The sequence below is a fragment of the Streptomyces sp. NPDC049954 genome, assembly GCF_040656295.1.
In the GTDB taxonomy this organism is placed as follows: domain Bacteria; phylum Actinomycetota; class Actinomycetes; order Streptomycetales; family Streptomycetaceae; genus Streptomyces.
This window is the reverse complement of the sequence record NZ_JBFALS010000018.1, coordinates 100,580-121,434: the sequence shown is the minus strand read 5'-3', so window position 1 is coordinate 121,434 and position 20,855 is coordinate 100,580. Positions and strand designations below refer to the sequence as shown.

The window sequence follows — 20,855 nt, the reverse complement described above, 5'->3', positions numbered from 1 at the left end:
AGCTACAGCTCCTCCTCGCGACATGGACCGGCGCCTGCCCCACCTGCCACCGCGACATACCCACACTCACTCCGACCTGACCAAGCCCTACTAGAGCGGGCGCGTTCCCGGCCAGCCCCCAGGCGTTGTCCCTCGTCAACGGCACGACGACGTGCCCCTTCCCCCGGCTTCGGATCCCGGGGAAGGGGCACGCGCGGCCGGCCCTGTGCGCCGCTCTCGGCGATCCTCAGACGTCCGTCCTGATGATCACGTCGAGGGTGCGCGGTCCGTGTACGCCCTCGACCCGCTCCAGTTCGATGTCCGAGGTCGCGGAGGGGCCGCTGATCAGGGTCGTGGGCCGGCCCGGGACCAGCCGGGCGACCGCCTCCGGGACGCCGACCGTCACCGAGGACAGGTCCACGACGCACACGTGCAGGTCGGGCACGAGGCTCAGCGCGCGCCGCCCCTGGTCGGGGCCGCCGTCCAGGAAGATCGTGCCGGTCTCCGCGCAGGTCACCGCCGAGGCCGTGACGACGCCGTCCAGGGCGCCGAGTTCAGGCGCGGGCACGTCGGCGGAGTCCGTGCGGACCTCGCCCTCGAAGGCCGCGAGCCAGGCGGGGTCCAGGCCGGACGGGACGCCGACGAGCCGCGCGGAGCGCTCGTTCAGGACGGCGGCGACCGTCGCGGCGGTCCCGGCGGCCGTGCACGGGTGCACGTGCGCCTTGTAGTCGACGAGCCGGTCGGTGAGCAGTTCCAGGCGCTCGGCGTCCGGCAGGGTGCGGCCCCTGCGGTAGGCGCGCGGGACGGTGACCGGCTCGCGCGGGGCGAGCGCGAGGGCGTCGCGCACCCGGCCCAGGACCGCGTCGCGTGCCGAACCGCCTTGAGCGGACGCGGTGTTCGTGGTGTTCATGCCTGCTCCTCCGGCTGCTGCCCCGTCGCCTGTTCCGGCGCCTGTGCGCGCTGGGCCGCGCCCTCGGCCGCCGCCTCGCGCATCGCCGTACGGCCCTCGGGGGAGTCGAGCCAGTGACGGAAGGTGTGCTGGGGCGGGGCGGGGGTGTCGCGGCTGTCGCTCCAGCCGTTGAACGGCGGCGGGAAGTGCTCGATCTTCTTGTCCCGGCCCGCGACGACCCGGCCCAGGCCCGCCGCCTTCTGCGCGGCCTTGAACAGTCCGGGCCTGGCCATGACGGTCGCGGCGGCCTTCATCGCGAGGGACTCGGCGGTCGTCCCGGAGTGCTCGGTCTTCTGGTGGCGCAGTTCGACGAGCAGCGAGGGGATGTCGATCTTCACGGGGCACGCGTCGAAGCAGGCCCCGCACAGGCTGGAGGCGTACGGCAGCGAGGCGTTGGGGTCGTCCTTGGCCTCGTGCATCCCGGCGAGCTGCGGGGTGAGGACCGCGCCGATCGGGCCCGGGTACGTCGATCCGTACGCGTGTCCGCCGGCCCGTTCGTAGACCGGGCACACGTTGAGGCAGGCCGAGCAGCGGATGCAGTTGAGCGCCTCGCGGCCGATCTCGTCGGCGAGCGCGGCGGTGCGGCCGTTGTCGAGCAGGACGAGGTGGAAGTCCTGGGGCCCGTCGCCGGGCGTGACGCCGGTCCACAGCGAGGTGTACGGGTTCATCCGCTCACCGGTCGAGGAGCGCGGCAGGAGCTGGAAGAAGACCTCCAGGTCCTGGTGGCGCGGCAGGACCTTCTCGATGCCCATGACGGTGATCAGGGTGTCCGGCAGGGTCAGGCACATGCGGCCGTTGCCCTCGGACTCGACGACCGAGAGGGTGCCGGTCTCGGCGATGCCGAAGTTGGCGCCGGAGACCGCGACCTTCGTCGTCATGAACTTCTCGCGCAGGTAGGCGCGGGCGGCGGCGGCCAGTTCGGCCGGTACGGCGTTCAGCTCCGGGTCGACGCCGGGGATCTCCTTGAGGAAGATCTCGCGGATCTCCTCGCGGTTGCGGTGGATCGCGGGGACCAGGATGTGCGAGGGCTTGTCGTGGGCGAGCTGGACGATCAGCTCGGCGAGGTCCGTCTCGTGCGCCCGGACGCCCTGTTCCTCCAGGTACTCGTTGAGGCCGATCTCCTGGGTGGCCATCGACTTGACCTTGATGACCTCCTCGCTGCCGGTCTCCTTGACCAGCCGCGTGACGATCTCGTTGGCCTCGACGCCGTCGCGCGCCCAGTGGACGGTGCCGCCGCGTTCGGTGACCTTGCGCTCCAGCTCCTCCAGCAGCTCGGGCAGCCGGTTCATGGTGTCGGTCTTGATGGCCGAACCGGCGTCCCGCAGCGCCTCCCAGTCGGGGAGTTCGGCGGTGACGTGCAGACGCTTCTCGCGGATCGTGTGCGTCGCCTTGCGCAGGTTGCGGCGCAGCTGCCCGTTCTGCAGTTCGGTGTGCGCGGCCTTCGGGAACTTCTGCTCGCCGCGCAGGTTGCCCGCACCGTACGGGGCGCGCGGCGGGGCGGCGGGCATGCCCAGGAACGTGTTGCTCATCGGGTCACCTCGGGGGAGCGGGCGGCGCCGGCCGGTGCGCCGTCCAGGACGTACGGCTTCGAACGGGTCGCGGCGAGGATCTGCGCGAGGTGCAGGGTCCGCGTACCGGCCTTGATACGGGACAGGCCGCCGCCGATGTGCAGGAGGCACGAGGAGTCGCCGGCCGTGCAGACGTCGGCGCCGGTCCCGGTGACGTGCGCGACCTTGTCCTGGAGCATCGCGGTGGACGTGTCGGCGTTCTTGACGGCGAAGGTGCCGCCGAAACCGCAGCAGGAGTCGGCCTCGGGCAGCTCCACGAGGTCGATGTCCTCGACGGCGCGCAGCAGCTTCAGCGGCTTGTCGCCGACCCGCAGCATGCGCAGCGAGTGGCAGGTCGGGTGGTAGGTGACACGGTGCGGGAAGTACGCGCCGACCCCGGTCACCCCGAGCACGTCGACGAGGAGTTCGGACAGCTCGTAGGTCTTCGCCTTGACGTCCGCGACCCCGGCGCGCAGCGCGGCGTCCCCGTAGCGCCGGGCGACGATCTCGTGCTGGTGGCGCACCGAGCCCGCGCAGGAACCCGAGGGCATGACGACGGCCTCGATCGAGGGATCGCCGAACTGTTCGGCGTAGTTGCGCACGAGCGGCACCGGTTCGCGCTGGTAGCCGGTGTTGACGTGCATCTGCCCGCAGCAGGTCTGCCCCGGCGGGAAGACCACCTCGTGCCCGAGCCGGGCCAGCAGCAGGGCGGTGGCGGACACGGCGTCGGGGAAGAGGGTGTCCCCGAGGCAGGTGGCGAAGAGTCCGATACGCATGGAGGACCTTCCCGGTCGGGCGGGCTGAGCCCGGGGACCGGCCGGGTTCCCGGGCTCAGATTATGGTCCGACCATACTACCGTCGCACCGTGCGCGGGAGAACGGACGCGCGCGGGGACGGGACGGACGGATGCGCGCGGGGACGGACGGATGCGCGCGGGGACGGACGGACGCGCGCGGGGACGGACGGACGCGGCGGCCTACCCGCCGTGCGGGAGCCGGTAGACCGAGACGTGGGAGGGCGAGTCCCCGGTGAACGCGGCCCCCCGCCAGTCGGCGTGCCGGGACTCCGGCCGGAAACCGGCGAGTTCGGCCATGAGGTCCAGTTCGGCGGGCCAGACGTAGCGGTGCGGACTGCGGAACAGCCGGGTCGGCCCGCCGTCGCCGAACCGGAAGTGGTGCGAGACGACGCGCTGGCGCAGGACGTCGTACGTGTCCAGGAGGACGTAGCCCTCCTCGGACCGCCCCACCACCGCCTGCCGGCCGGGCGGGAGGCTGCGCAGTTCCGGCACCCACAGCTCGACGACGAAGCGCCCGCCCGGCGCGAGATGGCGGGCGGCGTTGCGGAAGCACGCGACCTGCGCGGACTGCGTGAGCAGGTTGGAGATCGTGTGGTAGACGAGGTAGACGAGCCGGAAGCCGCCCGGCTGCGGCGCGGTGGCGCTCGCCATGTCCCCGACGACGACCGGGACCGTCGCCGCGTCCGCCTTCGCACGCAGCCGCGCGATCATCGGCCGCGACCGCTCGATCCCGGTGACGGGCACCCCGCGCCGCGCGAGCGGGACGGCCACCCGGCCGGTCCCGACGGCGAACTCCAGGGCCCGGCCCCCGTCCGCGAGTTCCGCGAGACGGTCCACCGCCGGGTCCAGGACCTCGGGGGCGAACATGCCGGTGCCGGGGCTGTCGTAGGTCCGCGCCACGTCCTCGTCCCAGATGCCGCCGTCGCCGTGGCCGTCGTCCCAGGTGTCCCCGTCGCCGCCGCCCTGGCCCCGGCCGGCCGCGTCCAAGTTGCCCTCATCGATCCGCATACGGGCACGACGCCGGGGGCGGGAGGCGGTGTCGACGGGTTTTCTCCCGGTCGCCGGTGGGGGCGTCGCGGACAGCCGGTCTCCGTCCGTCATGGGCCGGACCGGCGGCGGCCCCGGTCCTGGGAGAGAGGAGCGGCGGTCTCAGTCCTGGGCCGAGCCGTCGACCAGGGTGCCGTGGAAGCCGCGGATGTGCTCCTCGGCGAGGTCGGCGGCGGCCTTCCCCTCGCCCTCGTGCACCAGACGCAGCAGTTCGGCGTGCTGGGCGTTGAGCGCGGCGGCCGTCGCGGGCCAGTCCTCGGCGGCCTCCAGGGCCCGCAGGATCAACGGCCGGACGGACTCCCGTACGGCGGCCGTCAGCGTCGAGGTCAGCGCGTTGCCCGAGCTGCGGGCGATCTGCACGTGGAACCGGGTGTCCAGGTCGTTGAACTCGTCCGGCGCGATCCCCGGCCCCTGGAGCCGGTCCAGGATCTCGGCTGCCACCGCCAGGTCCTCGGGCGGGGCGTGCCGGGCGGCGGCCTCGAAGCTGGAGCGCTCCAGGACCACCCGGGCCTCCAGGACGTCCTCCAGGCTGTAGCTGCCAAGACCGAAGTGCAGCCGCAGCAGCCGGCCGAGGGCGTCGTCCGGGTGACGCACGATCCGGGCGCCCGCGTCGGCGCCGCGCCCCGCCTGCGCGACGAGCACCCCGACCGTCTCCAGGACCCGCAGCGCCTCGCGCAGGGCGGACCGGCTCACCCCGAGCGCGGGCGCCAGCTCCCGCTCGGGAGGCAGCCGGTCCCCGGCCTTGAGCTTCCCGGCCAGCACCTGTTCCTCGATGCTCTCCAGGACCAGTTCATGCGTGCGGGACTGCCGCACGGGGCGCCACTCGGCGGTCATCCGCACCTCCCCGGTTCACGGGACGCCCCGGTCCGGGACGCGTCCCCCCGCGCGAGCCGGGTGGCCTGCCCGGCCACCGCCCGCGCGGGACTGCGTAGGTACCCCAATCTATGTCACACAGGATCAATGGTCAGACCGTGACCGGTGGGGGGCGGAGGGCGGGCAGAGCCGGGCCGGGCCGTGGGGGAACCGGCCCGGTGTTCACTGGCGGGGGGTCACTGGAGCCGGGTCACGTCCAGTTCCCCTTCGGCGTACCGCGCGCGCAGCACCTTCTTGTCGAACTTGCCGACGCTCGTCTTCGGCACCGACTCGATGACGGTCCACCGCTCCGGCAACTGCCACTTCGCGATCCGCCCGGCGAGAAAGGCCCGCAGTTCGGGCAGCCCCGCGCTCGCGCCTTCCTTCAGGACGACCGTGGCGAGCGGGCGCTCGCCCCACTTCTCGTCCGGTACGGCGATGACGGCGGCCTCGGCGACCTCCGGGTGCGCCATCAGTTCGTTCTCCAGCGCGACGCTGGAGATCCACTCCCCGCCGGACTTCACGACGTCCTTGGCGCGGTCGGTGAGCGTCAGGAACCCGTCCGGCGAGATGAGGCCGACGTCACCGGTCCTGAGCCAGCCGTCCTCGCTGAACTTGTCGGCCGGCCGCTGCGGCTCGCCGCCGGCCCCGCCGTAGTACGCGCCCGCGATCCACGGGCCGCGCACCTCCAGTTCGCCGGCCGACTTCCCGTCCCACGGCAGCCGTTCGCCGTCCGGCCCGGTCAGACGCGCCTCGACCCCGGCGGGGAAGCGTCCCTGCGTGACGCGGTACGCCCACTCCTCCTCGGCGCCCCGCGCCTGGGCCGGCGGACGGGCGACCGTGCCGAGCGGCGAGGTCTCCGTCATCCCCCACGCGTGGCACACCCGCATGCCGAGCGCGTCGAAGGCCTCCATGAGCGCGGGCGGGCACGCCGCCCCGCCGATCGTGACCTGGGTGAGCGAGGAGACGTCGCGCGGCCTCGCGGTCAGCTCCGTGAGCAGCCCCTGCCAGATCGTCGGTACGGCGGCGGCGTGCGTGGGCCGCTCCGTCTCGATCATCTCGGCGAGCGGGGCGGGTTGCAGGAACCGGTCCGGCATCAGCAGGTTCACGCCGGTCATGAAGGTCGCGTGCGGCAGCCCCCACGCGTTCACGTGGAACTGCGGGACGACGACGAGGCTCGTGTCGTGGTCGGTGAGCCCCATCGACTGCGCCATGTTGACCTGCATCGAGTGCAGGTAGACCGACCGGTGCGAGTAGACGACGCCCTTCGGGTCGCCCGTCGTGCCCGAGGTGTAGCAGAGGGCGGCGGCGGCGCGCTCGTCCAGCTCCGGCCACTCGTAGGCCGTGGGGCGCCCCGCGATCAGCTCCTCGTACTCGTGCACCCGGACCCCGGAACCGGCCCCGGCCAGCACCGAGCGGTCCCCGGGGCCCGAGACGACGACGTGCTCGACGCTCGGCAGCTTCGGCAGCAGCGGGGCGAGCAGCGGCAGCACCGTGCCGCTCGCGATGATCACCCGGTCCGCCGCGTGATTGACGATGAACGCGAGCTGGGTGGCGGGCAGCCGGAGGTTGAGGGTGTGCAGCACGGCGCCCATCGAGGGGATCGCGAAGTACGCCTCCACGTGGTCCCCGTTGTTCCACATCAGGGTCCCCACCGGGTCCCCCTCGGCGACCCCGAGTCCGCGCAGGGCGTGGGCGAGCTGGGCCGACCGGGCACCGGTCTCGGCGTAGGTCCGGCGCACCGGCCCCTCGTCGGTCCAGGTGGTCACCGTGGAACGGCCGTGCACCGTCGAGCCGTGGACCAGGATGCGGGAGATGAGCAGGGGTACGTCTTGCATCGTGCCTTGCACCGGTTGTGCCTCCTCAGCGCGTCATTACGCGGGGGGTGAGTTCCGGTGATTGTGCTTCCATACCCAGCGGTATGTCACTAGCCGCGGCGGATGGATTCATCACACAGGCACAGCTCAGGGGCGTGCGGGCCGGGAGCGGCGGCATCGGGGCCGACCGGTGACGGGGCGGCCGGGCGGGGCCGCCGTCAGCGCAGTACGCCGAGTTCCCCGTCCTCACGGAGCTTCCCGAGGGCCCGGGACACCGCGCTCTTCACGGTCCCGACGGAGACGCCGAGCACCGCCGCGGTCTGCACCTCGCTCAGGTCCTCGTAGTACCGCAGTACGACCATGGCCCGCTGCCGGTCCGGCAGCCGCAGCACGGCCCGCCACATCGCGTCGCGCAGGGCCTGCTGCTCGGCCGGGTCGGTGGCCCGCACCGGTTCGGGCTCCGGCAGTTCCTCGCAGGCGAACTCGTCGACCTTGCGCTTGCGCCACTGCGAGGTACGGGTGTTGATGAGCGCGCGCCGTACGTAGCCGTCGACCGCGCGGTGGTCCTCGATCCGGTCCCACGCGACGTACGTCTTGGTCAGCGCGGTCTGGAGCAGGTCCTCGGCGTCGCAGGGGTTGGCGGTGAGCGAACGGGCGGTACGCAGCAGACCGGGGCCGCGGGCCCGGACGTAGGAGCTGAAGGACAGCGGCGCCGGCCGGGTGCCGGACGAGGCGCGGCCACCGGGGCGCGAAGCGCTCTTCGACGGTCCGGTGCCGCACGCGGGCACCTTGGTCACGGTCATGGCTCCACGCTAGGAGCGAGCCCCCCGCCCCGGGATCGCCCGGAGGTCCCGACCCCCTGTCCGCCTCTGGGAGTAGAGCCGGGGGCAGGCTCCACCTCCTGAAGGTGGAGGACGCGGCCCCCGCCCTCAGGGTTCATCCCGGAGGGGCGCCGGGGGCGAAGGGGGCGGGACGGGGACACCGGAGGGGCCGGGCGGGGACACCAGGGGCGGCTGGGCGGGGCGACCGCCTCAGCCGATCCGTGCGGGGGCGGGGGTGGGGGCGGGGGCATCGACGGTGTCGGGGTGCGGCTCGGCGGGCGGGGGTGAGCCGATCGGGGGCGAGGTAGGGGCCGGGGTCGGGGACGGGGACGGGTGCGCGTTCACCTTCGTGTCCGCGGCCGGGACGTCGACTGCGTTGGAGTTCGCGGCCGAAGAGTCGACGGTGGCCGGGTTCGGGTCCCCCTCGGCGGCCGGGGCTCCGACCGTGCGCGGGGTCATGTTCGCGACCGGGGCGTCCACCATGTTCCGGTCGATGTTCAGCGTCACGCCGCCGTGCGTCTCCCGGACGTTGCCCCGGTACTGGTGGATGCGCCGCTGCGGCTGCCAGGCGCCCGCGGCGAGTGAGGGCTCGCTGTCCACCGACCCCTCGCCGCCCCAGCGGGCGAACCACATGACCTCGGGCAGATCGGCGACGCCCGCGCGCCGGGCCTGCTCCATGTGCGCGACGCCCGAGTCCGCGCTGCTGTAGAAGCCGGAGACGTACCCCTCCGCCTGCACGGCACGGTTCCAGGCCCGGACGAAGGACAGCGTCGTCGCCGCGCACTCGGCGTCCCTGTGGTCGTACTGCTCCATGTCGAGGTAGAGCGGACTGCGCGACCCGATCCCGACCTCGGCGGCCCGCCGTACGGCGTCCCGCCCCTCCCGCGTCCCCTGCCCGACGGGGTCCCCGCCGATCCTGAACCCCTGCTTGTTCTCCGCCGCGACGCAGGGCGCCTGCGAACCGACGTACACCGGGAGCACCGACCAGCCCAGGGCGCTGACGCCCCGCGTCCAGTCGGCGTCCAGGTACGGCTGCGTGGGACAGGCCCGGCCCCGGCCGCCGAAGTAGACGCCGACGCCGCCGTACCCGGAGTCCCGCCAGCCCCGCATCGTCGCGAGCGGCGGCGCCGTGCAGGTGTCGAAGGCCCGCCCCTCGAAGACGGACACCCCGCGCACCGCCCAGTCGGCCCCGTCCCAGGCCCCGGCCCACGCCTCCTCGCTGCCGGCGCCGGTGTCCTCGGCGGTGCCCGTGGCGGTGTCGTCGGCGCGGGCGCCCTGAGCGGGCAGCAGCACGGTGCCCAGCAGCGCGAGGATCACGGCGAGGACCAGGGCAGGGAGGGCGGGAACGTGGCGGGCCAGGGCCGCCGCCGGCCGGAGCGGCCGGAGCGGGGCGGTAGCCGAGGGGGGAAACGATTGTCTGATCATGGGGCGAGTGAACGCGGCGCCGGGCGGCCCCCCGCCGAGGACACGCACCGCCTGCGCCGTACGGCCCGCCGGAACCGCCTGGGTGGGGGTGCGGGGCGATCCTCCGAAGGCCCCGTCTCACGTCACGGCGCCCGGAACACGTCCCGTCCCACCGGGGACGGCCCCGTACCGCCGCGACCGCCCCGCCCACCCCGGACGCTCTCCTCCAGGTACCGCTCGACCTCCGCCCCGCTCCACGCGCCCGTCTCGGTGAGCCCGGTGACGAACTGCCGCAGGTACACGGGGGACGGCGCGAGCGGTACGACGTCCCGGACGGACCACGGCGCGGTGAACGTCAGCGCGGGCCGCCCGTCGAGCGCGCCGAGGCACAGCAGGGTCTCGTACCGCCCGTCCCCGCACACGACCCGCCGGACGGACGGCGCTTCGGGGGCGGCCTCACCGTCGGGCCCGGTCCCGGGCAGCACGGCGAGCACCTCGTCCAGCGACGGCCCGTCGCCCGGCTCCCGGTACATCTCCTGGGCGGCGACGTCCCGGAACTGCTCCCGCGTGATGTCGTAGCCCCGCGCGAGGACCCGCCCCGCAGCGGCCGGATCGTAGAAACCGCGCCCGCCGCCCCACACGGCGGACTCGGTGGCGAAGTACAGCCGCCCCGGCAGCTCCAGCGCCACGTCCCCGGCCGGCGCCGACCGGTCCCGGCACCCCGGATGCACCAGCCGCCCACCGGGAGCCCGCCCGCCCCGCAGATACACCCCGAACCGCTCCGCGCACATATTGGACCCGTAACTGACATACCAGACCCGCTCGACGGCCCCACCACCCCAGCCGGACAGCCCGCGCACGCCCATGCGACGCCCTCCCTCCACGGGCTCGTCGCCGTCGCCCGTCGCCCTCGCCGTCGCCCGTCCTCGCGCTGACTCCTCGGGGACCGTATCCGTCCGAATCCGTCCGAGAAAGCACAGAGGTGGACCAACAGACACCGCCCCCGGAGCCGCCCAGCCCGAGGCGAGCAACTTGGCAGACCGGGCGCAGCACACCCCCCTTACTCCGCCTGCGTGACGTGGCCACGACGCCCCGGGGCCGGGCCCCTTCTCAGGCCGGGCCCCGCACCGCCAGTGACCAGTGACGCACCGTCGGAGACCCGGAATCGAATCCCCCCACCTTGCTCCACGCCGGTCAGATCAGCGAACGGAGCCACCCCAGCAGACTCTCGGCGACAGCCCGGGCGACGCCTCCCAGGACGGCCCGCAGGACCTGCGCACGAAGACCCGAGTCCGCCCGCCGGGGCTCCTCGACGCCTGCCCCTGACGGGTTCCGCGTCGTGGGGCGCGTCGTGAGTCGAGCCCAGATCCTTGACATGCTCATGACACTTCCTTACGTATGGCGGCATCGCCGCGCCCCGCACATGAGGCGGGTGTCGAATGAAGTGCCGTAAGGATGGAGCAGCGGTACCCAAGCCCCGCAACCATGACCTGACCTGCGCCAATCAAGGGAACAGGCCCTGGCGCACGTCCGAGTGAGCCCGTCAAGCCTCACCACGGCCGCCTCCGCGAGCTGCACCGCTCCGAGCCATCCGGCTGGACGCGTTACCGACCCGTCACGGCAGGCACAATCACGGCGGCAACAGCGGAGAGAAGACCCCCAACGGCCAGGACGGCGTTGAACTTCTCCTTGGCGGTGGGGAAAACAGCGCGGCCGAGATCCCCTGCCTTGCTACGCAGGACGATCAACTTGAGCTTTTGCCAACGGTGTTGACGGTTCCGACAGCCCATCAGTATGCCGTAGGCGTTGTTCCGACAGTAGGTACGCCCGTCCCGGTTGACCGCTCCGCACCACACCGGCACCTGGAACGAGGGGCGTATGCGAAGACCGCCACAGACAGTACGACGATGACCGGCAGCGACAATTGTTGTCCCCAGGCGACCACCAGCGCCGCAACAGCAATGTATCCCCAGTACAAGCGCACCGCTTTCCCCAGGGGAACGCACAGTAATGACTTCAGCACAGAGCGACAAGAGGGCGTCGAAGTCCGCTGGGCCGCCCCGGCAACCACCGCGCACGCCCGGGTCTCGCGGCGAGCGCCGACGCGAACGGCCCCCGACCGAGTCTCACCCGGTCAGGGGCCGTTCTCCACGCGGAGGGTGTGGGATTTGAACCCACGGTGACATCGCTGCCACGACGGTTTTCAAGACCGTTCCCTTAGGCCGCTCGGGCAACCCTCCCCGCTCCGCTGCCCGGGGGTGGCGGAGCGGGGTACAGACTACCGGCCGGAGGCCGGGGCCGGGTCCGGTCCCGGCAGGCGGCTTCGGCCGGGCCCGGCCCGCCGCGACGTCCAGGTCGGCCCCGCCTCGACGTCCGGGCCCCGCCCGTCCCGGTGTCGGCCCGGCCCCGCCGCGACGTCCAGGCCCCGCCCCGTCCCGGTGTCGGCCCGGCCCCGTCGCGGTGTCCGCTTCCAGTCGTCTTCTAGTCGTCGCCCTTGCGCTGGCCGAGGGTCACCTCGACCGTGTGCTGCTTGCCGCCGCGCTTGTAGGTGAGCTGGACCTTGTCTCCGGGCTGGTGGGTCCAGATCTCGCCGATCAGGGTCGGGCCGCTGTCGATGATCGTGTCGTCGAGCTTGGTGATCGTGTCGCCCGACTTCAGGCCCGCGTCCGCCGCCGGTCCGCCCGAGGTGACCGCCGCCGAACCGTTCGGCCCCTGGTCGGCGATGGTCGCGCCGTCCGTGCCCTCCTCCAGCGAGACGGTCGCGCCGATCACGGGGTACACCGGGGTGCCCGTCCTGATCAGCTCCTGGGCGACCCGCTTGGCCTGGTTGACCGGGATGGCGAAGCCGAGACCGATCGAACCGCCCTGGCTGGAGCCGCCGCCGAGGCCGCCCCCGCTGCTACCGGGCTGGATCGCGGAGTTGATGCCGATGACGTCGCCGTGCGCGTCCAGCAGCGGCCCGCCGGAGTTGCCCGGGTTGATCGAGGCGTCGGTCTGGAGCGCGCTCATGTACGAGCTCTTGGCGCTCTCCCCGTCGCTGGAGGCGACCGGGCGGTCCTTCGCGCTGACGATGCCCGTGGTCACCGTGTTGGACAGGCCGAAGGGGGCGCCGATCGCGATCGTCGCGTCGCCCACCGCCGTCTTGTCCGAGTCGCCGAGGACCAGCGGCTTGAGGCCCGAGGCGTCCTTCAGCTTGATCACGGCCACGTCGTAGCCCTGCGCCCGGCCGACGACCTCCGCGTCGTACTTCTTGCCGTTGGAGAAGGTCGCCGAGAGCTTCCCGCCCTCCGCGGCCGAGGCCACCACGTGGTTGTTGGTGAGGATGTGGCCTTCCTTGTCGTACACGAAGCCGGTGCCGGTGCTGCCCTCGCCGTTCCCGCCCTGCGCGTCGATGGTCACGACGCTCGGCAGGGCCTTCTGGGCGATCCCGGCGACCGAGGCCGGGTCGCGCTTCGCGGCGGCCGGGCTGTCCGCGGCCGCGACCGTCGTCGAACCGACGCCGTCGTCGTCGCGCTCCGCCGCCCAGTAGCCGACGCCGCCGCCCACACCGCCCGCGACGAGCGCGGCGACGATCACCGCGGCGACCAGTCCGCCCTTGCGACCGCCACCGGGCCGGCCCGGTGGCGGCGGCTGGTACGAGGCGCCCCACGGGCCGTCCTGACCGCCGCCCCCGCCACCGCCCGAGCCGTCACCGCCGCCGCCTCCCGGGTAGACCGGGCCGCCGCCCGCGCCCGCGTACGCCGGGATCTGCGGCGGCGGGGGCGGCCAGCCGCCGGGCGGGGGAGTCTGCGGGACGGGCGGGACGTGCGCGTCCGAGGCCACGGGTGCCGGTGCGGCCTGAGCCGCCGCCGGGACCTGTTCCGCGGCCGGGGCGCCGGGCTGGGGCGCCACCTGGGCCGGGGCCGGGTCGGCGGGCCGCTCCGGGGCCGGCTCGGTCTTCGTCAGCGGGGCGGCCTGGGGGGCGGCGGCCGGCTGCGGCTCGGAAGGCCGGGAGGCGTCGGCCGGCCCAGGAGGTGCGGACGGGGCGGGGGGTACCTCGTTGCCCTCGTACTCGGTGCTCACAGGCTCTGTCTCCTCGGTCCCAACGGTGTCGCGGCGTCGCGTCCGGCCCGGGCGGTGCGGGTCCGGCCGGGGCTGCCGACGACTACGCGTCTTCGGTCTTCGTCCGCGGCTGCGGCTGTCTCAGGTCTTTCCGGTTGCCGCGGGCCCCGGTCGCCCGGTTGTCACCGGTTCCGGTGCCCACAGTTTCCGGTTGTCCACAGTCAGCTTTTCCCACAGCGCGTCAGGGCACTGTAAGCCGATCCTGTGTGTACGCGTCATTTTGATCTTCCGGAACCCGTACGGCATCCGCAGGGGTGCCGTACGGACCTCTCCACGACCCGCGCGAGCTTCCCCCCACCGAGGGTACGAGCCCCGTACGGCCGCCCCCGGACCACCCGGATGCACCCGTACGCCCGGCCGTGCCGAAACCCTCGCGCGAGGCCGCGAGGAACCGCCCGGAGGCGGCCTTCCGCCTCCGTACGGCCCTCCTTTTCCGCGCGGGTACCCGCCTACCGATGGGAGCATGACGGCGTGACCCACGTACGACAGCAAGTCCCCCAGGTCGTCGCCCACCGCGGCGCCTCCGAGACAGCGCCCGAGCACACCCTCGCGGCCTACGTGAAAGCCATCGAAGAAGGCGCCGACGCCCTGGAGTGCGATGTGCGCCTGACCGCCGACGGCCACCTCGTGTGCGTCCACGACCGGCGGGTCAACCGCACCTCGAACGGCCGCGGAGCGGTCTCCGCGCTGGAGCTGGCCGATCTCACCGCGCTGGACTTCGGCTCCTGGATGGGCAAGGAGGAGGCCGAGGAGTCCCCCGACTGGGACCCCGAGACCACCTCGGTGCTCACCCTGGAGAAGCTGCTCGAACTCGTCGTGGAGACCAACGCGGCCGGCCGGCGGCTGGAACTCGCCGTCGAGACCAAGCACCCCACCCGCTGGGCCGGGCAGGTCGAGGAACGGCTGCTGCTGCTCCTCGAACGCTTCGGCCTGGCCGGGAAGACGAGCGCGGGCGAGGAGCCCGACGGCCCCTTCTCCCCCGTACGGGTCATGAGCTTCTCGGCGCGCTCCCTGCACCGGGTACGGGCTCTCGCCCCGGACCTGCCCACCGTGCACCTCATGCAGTTCGCCTCGCCCCGGCACCGCGAGGGCCGCCTGCCTGCGGGCGTCCGCATCGCGGGGCCGAGCATCCGGATCGTGCGCAATCACCCCGCCTACGTCGCCCGCATGCAGAGCGCCGGGCACCAGGTGCACGTCTGGACGGTCAACAACCCCTCCGACGTGGAACTGTGCGCACGGCTCGGCGTGGACGCCGTCATCACCAACCGCCCGAAGGCCGTACGGGAGCAGTTGGACCGCCTCTGACCGGTCGCGCCACCGCGCCCGCGCTTCGTTGCGAGGCCGAAAACCGCCCCTGTGGTCCGTCCGCGGGACCGTGTGCCCCGCTGCTCGGGACCGGTTCCTGGCGCACCCTCCTGATAGCCCCGCGCATATGCCAAAGGAAAGTTCGCTGACCAGGTCGGACGGAATGCCTCCGACCCCTTCCCGGACGCCGGCCGTCCCTCCCCGCTTCGTTCCGGCGGGTGCACATGGGGTGCTCCGGCGCGTTCGCTCCGTGTCCGGCCCCGGGCAGTGCCCCGACCGGGAGGGATTGGCCGGTTTCCGGTCCAGTCCATTGGGGCATTCACTCCGTGGCGTGGGGGTGTAAGGAGGTCTCGGGGGTGGCGTTGGTGGTGGCACAGGAAGTGCCCGCGTCGTCGAGCATGGCCGTTCCGCACGGTCCTGCCGGCGTCCGGAAGGCACGGCACCGCATGCGGGACGAGCTGCGGGAGAGCGGCATGTCCGACGCGGTGATCGACGACGCGGTACTGATCCTCTCGGAACTGTTGAGCAACGCGTACCGGCACGGCAGACCACTGCCGGCCTCCCACCCGTGCGCGGGTACGGCGGACGCGGAGGAGGGCGACGTACTGGCCGCCTGGGAGGTGGACCGGCGCGGCCGGCTGACGGTCGAGGTCACCGACGGCGGCGGCCCGACCCGGCCCGTGCCCGCGACCCCCTCGGTCACGGCCCACGGGGGCCGGGGCCTGAGCATCATCACCGCCCTGTCCGAGAACTGGGGCGTGCGCGACGAGGCGCACGGCGAGGTCACGGTGTGGGCGGTCGTCAGCCGCGACCACCGGCACGAGGACTTCGCGACCCGCATCAGCGCCCCCTCCGTACCGCTCGCCGGCCTGGGCTTCGCGGACGCCGTGGGGGAGTTCGGCCGCGCGGGCCGCTTCGCCGGGAGTGCGCCCTTCGGGAGCGACACGGGCTTCGCGGGCGAACCGGGTTTCGGCGCGGACGACGGCTTCGAACCGGCCGACAGCTACGGGAGCTGAACGGCCTGCGAGCGTCAGGCTCGGGCTGTGGGACGGGCTCGGGCTGTGGGACGGGGCCCGTCCGTACGCGTCACCGGCGGCGCCCCCGGTGACAGGCGGCTTCGCCCCTCGCGGCCGGCTCCCGGACCGTGGACGGCTGCGGCGCGACCTCGGCCCGGAAGCGGCGTACGGCGCCGTGCCGCGGCCGGGGAACGATGTCCCCCCGAGGCACTAGGCTCGCGCCGTACGAGCCGAGCCGTAACGGGAGACAGCGACGATGGCCAAGAAGCGCCCGCAGACCAAGGGCCAGCAGACCAAGGGCAAGGGCGGCAACGCCCCGGCAGCCACGCTCGCGGACGGTGAGATCCCGGTCGTCGGTGCGAGGGAGCCCTGCCCCTGCGGCTCCGGCCGCCGCTACAAGGCCTGCCACGGCCGGGCCGCCGCCCACGCGGCGACCGAACTGGTGCGGCGCCCCTTCGAGGGGCTGCCCGGCGAGGCGGACTGGGTGGCGCTGCGCGAACTGGTGCCCGCGGCGACCGTGCCGCTGCGCCTCAAGGGCGGGCTGCCCGAAGGGGTACCCGCCGTGACCCTGGCGACGGTCCTGCCGATGGCCTGGCCCGCACTGCGCCGCGAGGACGGGTCGGTCCTGCTCGGTCTGCAGAACGACACGGCCTCGGGCGACCTCAGCCGTGACCTGGCGGACACCCTGAACCGGGCCCTGGCCGCCACGCCGGGACAGCCGGTCGAGGCCCGCCGGGCGCCCGTCGACGGCCCGCGCCTCCAGGACCTGCTGGACCCGGACGGCCCCTTCGAGCCGCAGGTGCACAGCGGCTTCGAGTTCTGGGTGCCGGAGGCCGAGTCCGGCAACACCTCCGCCGAGGTGAACGCCTCGCTGGAGCGCGCGAACTCCGCCGTCGTCCCGACCGTCCGGCTCACCGGCGTCGACGCCGCGTACTGGTGCGAGACGCCCGAGAAGAACCACCTGCGCTGGATCATGACGGTGCCCGAGGAGGAGCTGCTCGACGCGCTGGCCCGCCTGCACAGCGCCGGGGAGTCCTCACTCGGCGAGAACACCCGCCTCGTCGGCTCCTTCCGGGCACACGGGCTGACCGTTCCGGTGTGGGACCTGCCGAGCGGTGTGTCCGCCCAGGACGTGGAGAAGCCGGCCGCGGCCTTCTCGGAGCGGCTCGCCGGGGCTCTGGAGACGAAGGCCCCCCTGACGCCCGAGGAGCGCCGGGCCCGCGCCGGGCTCACCAACCGCCAGGTGACCCTGACCTGAGCCTCGCGCCTCGCGTCGCCTCGCACGTCTTGAGCGCCTCGAACGCCCTCGAACGCCTCGATGGGCTTGAGCGCCTTGAGGGCGGAGCGGTCGGCGTACTGCTCGGTAAGTGAAACCGGTCACACCGCCTGCCCGTGACCGCTTCAGATCGGGCCCGAACGGACCAGACTGAATTTGCGAACCGGCGATCTCTTGTTACGGTTCGAATAGCCCGGTTGCTGGTGCATCCCCCGTCGCCAGCAACCGGGCGCTTTCATGCCCTGATCCGGGCTCCCGGCAGGCCCGCGCCCGCACGCGAAGCGGCAGCGCAGGCCGTACGGGCCCGGGCCCGGGCCCGTACGGCGCGAACCCAGGCAGTACGAGCCTGTGGAACAGCCGCCACCCCGGCGAGACGTGTGCGCGGGGCAGCCTCCCCAGCGATACGCGTGCGTAGGGCAGCCTCCCCAGCGATACGTGGCTCCGCGGGAGCTACCGCCGAGCCGGACCCCTCGCCGCAGACGAACCGCCCCGCCGCAGGCGCCGCAGCGCACTCCCCCACACCGACCGGGCCCGGCTCGCCCGCTCTCCCAGCACGGGAGCACGTAGTCCGGCCCCCACCGGTCCTCCGACCCATCGGCCCTCGGCCCTCGGGAAACCGCCCGGCCGCTACAGCTCCGGTGCGCTCACGCCCGTACGGGTGACCGTGGCGACGGCCGCCCCGACGACGGCCTCCACGTCCGGCAGCCACGGCCGCGCGGAACCGGGAAGCGGCGCACGCGCCCAGCGCACCGCGCCGAGGCCGGTCACCGAGGGCGGCAGCGGCAGGTAGCCGCCCGCACCGTGGAAACGCAGCGCGCCCGGCACCGCGTCCTGCGCGTGCAGCAGCGCGCCGAGGCGCTCGAAGTCGTACGGCGCCACGAGGATCGCCCAGCGCTCCGGCCCCGCCACCACGGGCCCCAGCCTCTTACCGAGCCCGTCCAGGGCGGTCAGCGTCGCCGGCCCGGCCGCCGCGGGAAAACTCACCGCACAGGGCCCCCGGCCACCGGTGGCCAGCAGAATCGGCGCGGCAGGCCGGTTCTGCCACCACCAGCGGACCATGCGGGCGTCCGTCGTCGCGGCGAGCAGCCCCGGTTCGAAGGGGTGGGCGCCCGGCAGCGCACACTCCGGGTCCGGGCAGGCGCAGAGCCGGCCGGTGGGCCGACGGTGGTCGTGGCCGAGGGAACGCTGACGGTCGACGCCGCGGTTCGAGTCGGCGGCGTCCGTGTTCCCGACGGTCCCGGCGTCCGTCGCGCCGTGCGTCTTGCCCGGACCGCGCCCGGCCGCCCCGGCGTTCCTCTCCTGGGGCCGGCCGCCCCGGCGCCCGTGCTGATGCCGGACACGCAGTCCGGCGCCGGGGAGCACCGGCCACGACCAGTCGGTCGCGAAGCCGAGTGCTGCCTCGCCGACATCCGGCGGTTCCGGCTGGTGGTGAGGCTCCGGCTGATCGAACCGTTCCGGCTGTTCGTGACGTTCCGGCTGTTCGTGACGTTCCGGCTGATCCGGCAGATCCTGCTGGTCCGGACCGCTCGTGGGTCCGGACTGGAGCCTGCGGTGCTTTCCGGGGATCTCACGCATGAGCGCTCGTTCCTTTCCGTTGAACGCCGAGGACCCACATCAGATCGGTGTGGACCACTTCTTCGGCCTACGTGCCGCTCGCCGACGGCGAGCCCCGCTCCGCCGCGGACGACGGGCAGGTGCGCGCGCAGGTTGTCGCGCGTAGGTGGTGCGGACGAACAGTGACGCGCGAGGTGCGGACACCCCGAGGCGTAAGTCGTGCGGAACAACTGTGCGTACAGAGGGGAGTGCGCGGAGCACCTGTGGTTCCCCTGCCTCGACGCAGGGAAATCCCTTCTGGCCTAGCTGTGGAACGTGGCGGGGGGATGACGGCGCTGCGCTGCTCGTACCGGGCGATGCCGCCGCGTCCACCGCAGTGGGCGGGCCGCCTGAGACGCCTCTTCCATTGCCGTAGAGGACGCGGGAGTCGCTCCGCGGGTTCCTGGACGGTCCGCTGTCCGACCGCCTCCGGCACTCACCGAGTACGTACCCCGAGCGACCTCGGTAACGCTCCTCCGCACTGCCCGTCCGGCTCGAATGCCCCGGACGGACCCGTTCAGTCGACCCCAGCCCCCTGTGCCGTGGACCGGTTTCCGGCCAAAGACCACTGGCCCCGCCGGGAGGCCCGGTCTTGCGGGGACTGGCCCGAGACCGGGCGGACACCAGGAATCCCCGCAGAACAATGCTGGACATCTCCTCCCGAATCCGTGTAGATGTGGTGCATTGTCGGCACGCAGAACGACATGGGGGTTTGCGATGCTGTGGAGCATTTCGTACCGGCCCGAGAGCCGGGAAACATGAGCACCCCACCTGTTCCGAAAGTGGCCGGAACCAGCTCTGCCGCCTCCCTGTCCGCCCAGAATGTCCCCCCGGATCCGCCCTCCCGCGCCCCGTCCGCGCCGGCCTCCGCCGCGCTCCAGGACCGATTGGCCGGCTGGGTCTCGGACCTGACCACCCTTCACGAACTGACCGAACGCCTCGCGCGCTGCGGCACGGTGGACGCGGCGCTCCAGGAAGTGGTGCGCGCGGGCGGGGCGCTGGTGGGTGCGCGCCGTGGAGTGGTCCGGCTCGAACCGCCGGGTCCGGCGCGGCGCGAGGGCGGGGCCGGCCTGTTCGACCAGCGCGTCCTGCCCGGCCCTCGTAACCGGGTGTTCGGACTCGGACTGGACCCGGCGCAGCCCGGACGCCTGGAGACCCTGCCCAAGGAGTCCTCCTCCTACGGGCACATCATGGACGCCCTGCCGGGCATCGAGGGCCCTCTCGCCCATCCCGACCTGTTCGCGGAGGCCGACCTCGACCCGCGCTTCCGCGAGGTGGCCAGAGGGCTCGGCATCGCGGCGAGTTACGCCGCACCCCTGCTCGCCGCGCCGGAGCGTCGGCTGGGCGCCGCCGTCTGGCTCTACGACGAACCGGCACAGCCCAGCGAACGGCAGTGCCATGTCGTGGGGCTGTACTTGCGGTACGCGGGCGAGCACTTGGCCCGTCTCGAAGAACTGGTCGGTGCGGTCGAGGATGCCGAGGCTCTGCGTGGGCAGCTCCGCTCGGGGGTGCTGCCCCGCGTCCACGGCATCCGCCTGGCCGGTCGCTACCGGGGCGGGACGCGCGGCGGGGGCGGCTGGTACGACGCCCTCCCGCTGCCCGACGGAACACTCGGGCTCGCGGTCGGCACCGTCACGGGCTCGGGCAGCGCGGCGACGGCGGCGATGGCCGCGCTGCGTTCGGCCCTGCGCTCGTACGCGGTGCTGGAGGGGGAGGACCCCGTCGCCGTACTCTCCGACCTGGAGCTGCTGCTCCGGCTCACGGACCCCGCGCGCAGCGCCACCGCCCTGTTCGCCCACTGCGACCCCGCCGCCGGGAAACTCGCCCTGGCGGGCGCCGGACACGCGCCGCCGCTGATTCTCGGTGAGCGGCGGGTCGAATTCGTCGAAAGCACGCTCTCCGCACCGCTGGGCATGCTCAGTTGCTGGGAGGCCCCGAGCGTGGAGATCCGCCCCGAGCCGGGAGAGGCGGTGATCCTCTACTCGGACGGGCTGCTGCGCTGCACCGGGGTGCCGGTGGACCGGGCCTTCGCCCGCCTCCACGCGGTGGCGGCCGGCGCCCCGCGGCTGTGCCGCCGTGACCCCTCGGCCCTCGCGGACCATCTGCTCGACGCGCTCCTGCCCAAGGGGGCGGCGATCGAGGAGGACATCGCACTCCTCACGGCATGTTTCACGTGAAACATGGGGGTTGTGGCGTATTGGCGTCGAACCGCGCGGCCATGAGGTGTTTCACGTGAAACATCACCCTTCGCGGGTGGCGCTCCTCTCCTTCGCGGGTGGTGCTCCTCACAGCGTCGCCGCTTGGCCCTGCGCGCTTCGGAGTTGGGAGCGCCCCGTCCCGCCGTGCCTGCCG

The 20,855-nt window shown here is 73.4% G+C and carries 14 protein-coding genes, 1 tRNA gene and 1 pseudogene; 4 read left to right on the top strand and 12 right to left on the bottom strand.

Annotated features, from left to right (window positions below; genetic code table 11):
• Positions 1-226: 226 nt before the first annotated feature.
• The 11 genes from AB0J21_RS30365 to AB0J21_RS30315 all read right to left on the bottom strand — a co-directional run bounded on the left by AB0J21_RS30365 (position 227) and on the right by AB0J21_RS30315 (position 13,274).
• Positions 227-889 carry an LUD domain-containing protein gene (locus AB0J21_RS30365; protein ID WP_363149362.1) on the bottom strand — a complete coding sequence of 221 codons (663 nt, stop codon included), beginning with the start codon at positions 887-889 and terminating at the stop codon, positions 227-229.
• A complete protein-coding gene (locus tag AB0J21_RS30360) occupies positions 886-2,457 on the bottom strand; it encodes a LutB/LldF family L-lactate oxidation iron-sulfur protein (RefSeq protein ID WP_363149361.1) in 1,572 nt (523 codons plus the stop codon). Before AB0J21_RS30360 ends, AB0J21_RS30365 begins: the two co-directional genes overlap by 4 nt.
• On the bottom strand, positions 2,454-3,251 hold the full coding sequence (locus tag AB0J21_RS30355; protein WP_363149360.1) for a (Fe-S)-binding protein: 798 nt from the start codon (positions 3,249-3,251) through the stop codon (positions 2,454-2,456). The genes AB0J21_RS30360 and AB0J21_RS30355 overlap by 4 nt, the downstream gene beginning before the upstream one ends.
• 200 nt (positions 3,252-3,451) lie before the next feature.
• Positions 3,452-4,279, bottom strand: a complete 828-nt coding sequence (locus AB0J21_RS30350) for a class I SAM-dependent methyltransferase (protein ID WP_363149359.1) — start codon at positions 4,277-4,279, stop codon at positions 3,452-3,454.
• A gap of 141 nt (positions 4,280-4,420) precedes the next feature.
• The gene (locus AB0J21_RS30345) at positions 4,421-5,152 is read right to left on the bottom strand and encodes an FCD domain-containing protein (protein WP_363149358.1); all 732 of its coding nucleotides are present in this window, start codon (positions 5,150-5,152) and stop codon (positions 4,421-4,423) included.
• Positions 5,153-5,367: 215 nt separating this feature from the next.
• Positions 5,368-7,020 (bottom strand): long-chain fatty acid--CoA ligase, encoded by a 1,653-nt coding sequence (locus AB0J21_RS30340; RefSeq protein ID WP_363149357.1) that lies wholly within the window; start codon positions 7,018-7,020, stop codon positions 5,368-5,370.
• Between the two features lie 185 nt (positions 7,021-7,205).
• A complete protein-coding gene (locus AB0J21_RS30335; RefSeq protein WP_363149356.1) occupies positions 7,206-7,790 on the bottom strand; it encodes a SigE family RNA polymerase sigma factor in 585 nt (194 codons plus the stop codon).
• A gap of 228 nt (positions 7,791-8,018) precedes the next feature.
• The gene (locus AB0J21_RS30330; RefSeq protein WP_363149355.1) at positions 8,019-9,233 is read right to left on the bottom strand and encodes a glycoside hydrolase domain-containing protein; all 1,215 of its coding nucleotides are present in this window, start codon (positions 9,231-9,233) and stop codon (positions 8,019-8,021) included.
• A 122-nt stretch (positions 9,234-9,355) separates the two neighbouring features.
• Positions 9,356-10,078, bottom strand: a complete 723-nt coding sequence (locus AB0J21_RS30325) for a histone deacetylase (RefSeq protein ID WP_363149354.1) — start codon at positions 10,076-10,078, stop codon at positions 9,356-9,358.
• Between the two features lie 1,287 nt (positions 10,079-11,365).
• Positions 11,366-11,452, bottom strand: a tRNA-Ser gene (locus tag AB0J21_RS30320).
• 241 nt (positions 11,453-11,693) lie between these two features.
• Positions 11,694-13,274 (bottom strand): trypsin-like peptidase domain-containing protein, encoded by a 1,581-nt coding sequence (locus tag AB0J21_RS30315; RefSeq protein ID WP_363149353.1) that lies wholly within the window; start codon positions 13,272-13,274, stop codon positions 11,694-11,696.
• Positions 13,275-13,784: 510 nt separating this feature from the next.
• On the opposite strand from AB0J21_RS30315, the gene AB0J21_RS30310 reads away from it, so the two are divergent.
• The 3 genes and pseudogenes from AB0J21_RS30310 to AB0J21_RS30300 all read left to right on the top strand — a co-directional run bounded on the left by AB0J21_RS30310 (position 13,785) and on the right by AB0J21_RS30300 (position 16,892).
• Complete coding sequence (locus AB0J21_RS30310) at positions 13,785-14,618, top strand: glycerophosphodiester phosphodiesterase (protein ID WP_363149352.1); 834 nt, start codon at positions 13,785-13,787, stop codon at positions 14,616-14,618.
• A 267-nt stretch (positions 14,619-14,885) separates the two neighbouring features.
• Positions 14,886-15,634: pseudogene (locus AB0J21_RS30305) on the top strand (ATP-binding protein).
• 256 nt (positions 15,635-15,890) lie between these two features.
• The gene (locus AB0J21_RS30300; RefSeq protein WP_363149351.1) at positions 15,891-16,892 is read left to right on the top strand and encodes a DUF5926 family protein; all 1,002 of its coding nucleotides are present in this window, start codon (positions 15,891-15,893) and stop codon (positions 16,890-16,892) included.
• A 645-nt stretch (positions 16,893-17,537) separates the two neighbouring features.
• Here AB0J21_RS30300 and AB0J21_RS30295 read toward each other — a convergent pair.
• Positions 17,538-18,272: a bifunctional DNA primase/polymerase gene (locus AB0J21_RS30295; protein ID WP_363149367.1), complete on the bottom strand. Its 735-nt coding sequence runs from the start codon at positions 18,270-18,272 to the stop codon at positions 17,538-17,540.
• A gap of 1,118 nt (positions 18,273-19,390) precedes the next feature.
• Between AB0J21_RS30295 and AB0J21_RS30290 the strand changes: the two genes are divergently transcribed.
• A complete protein-coding gene (locus tag AB0J21_RS30290; protein ID WP_363149350.1) occupies positions 19,391-20,680 on the top strand; it encodes a PP2C family protein-serine/threonine phosphatase in 1,290 nt (429 codons plus the stop codon).
• Positions 20,681-20,855 lie beyond the last annotated feature (175 nt).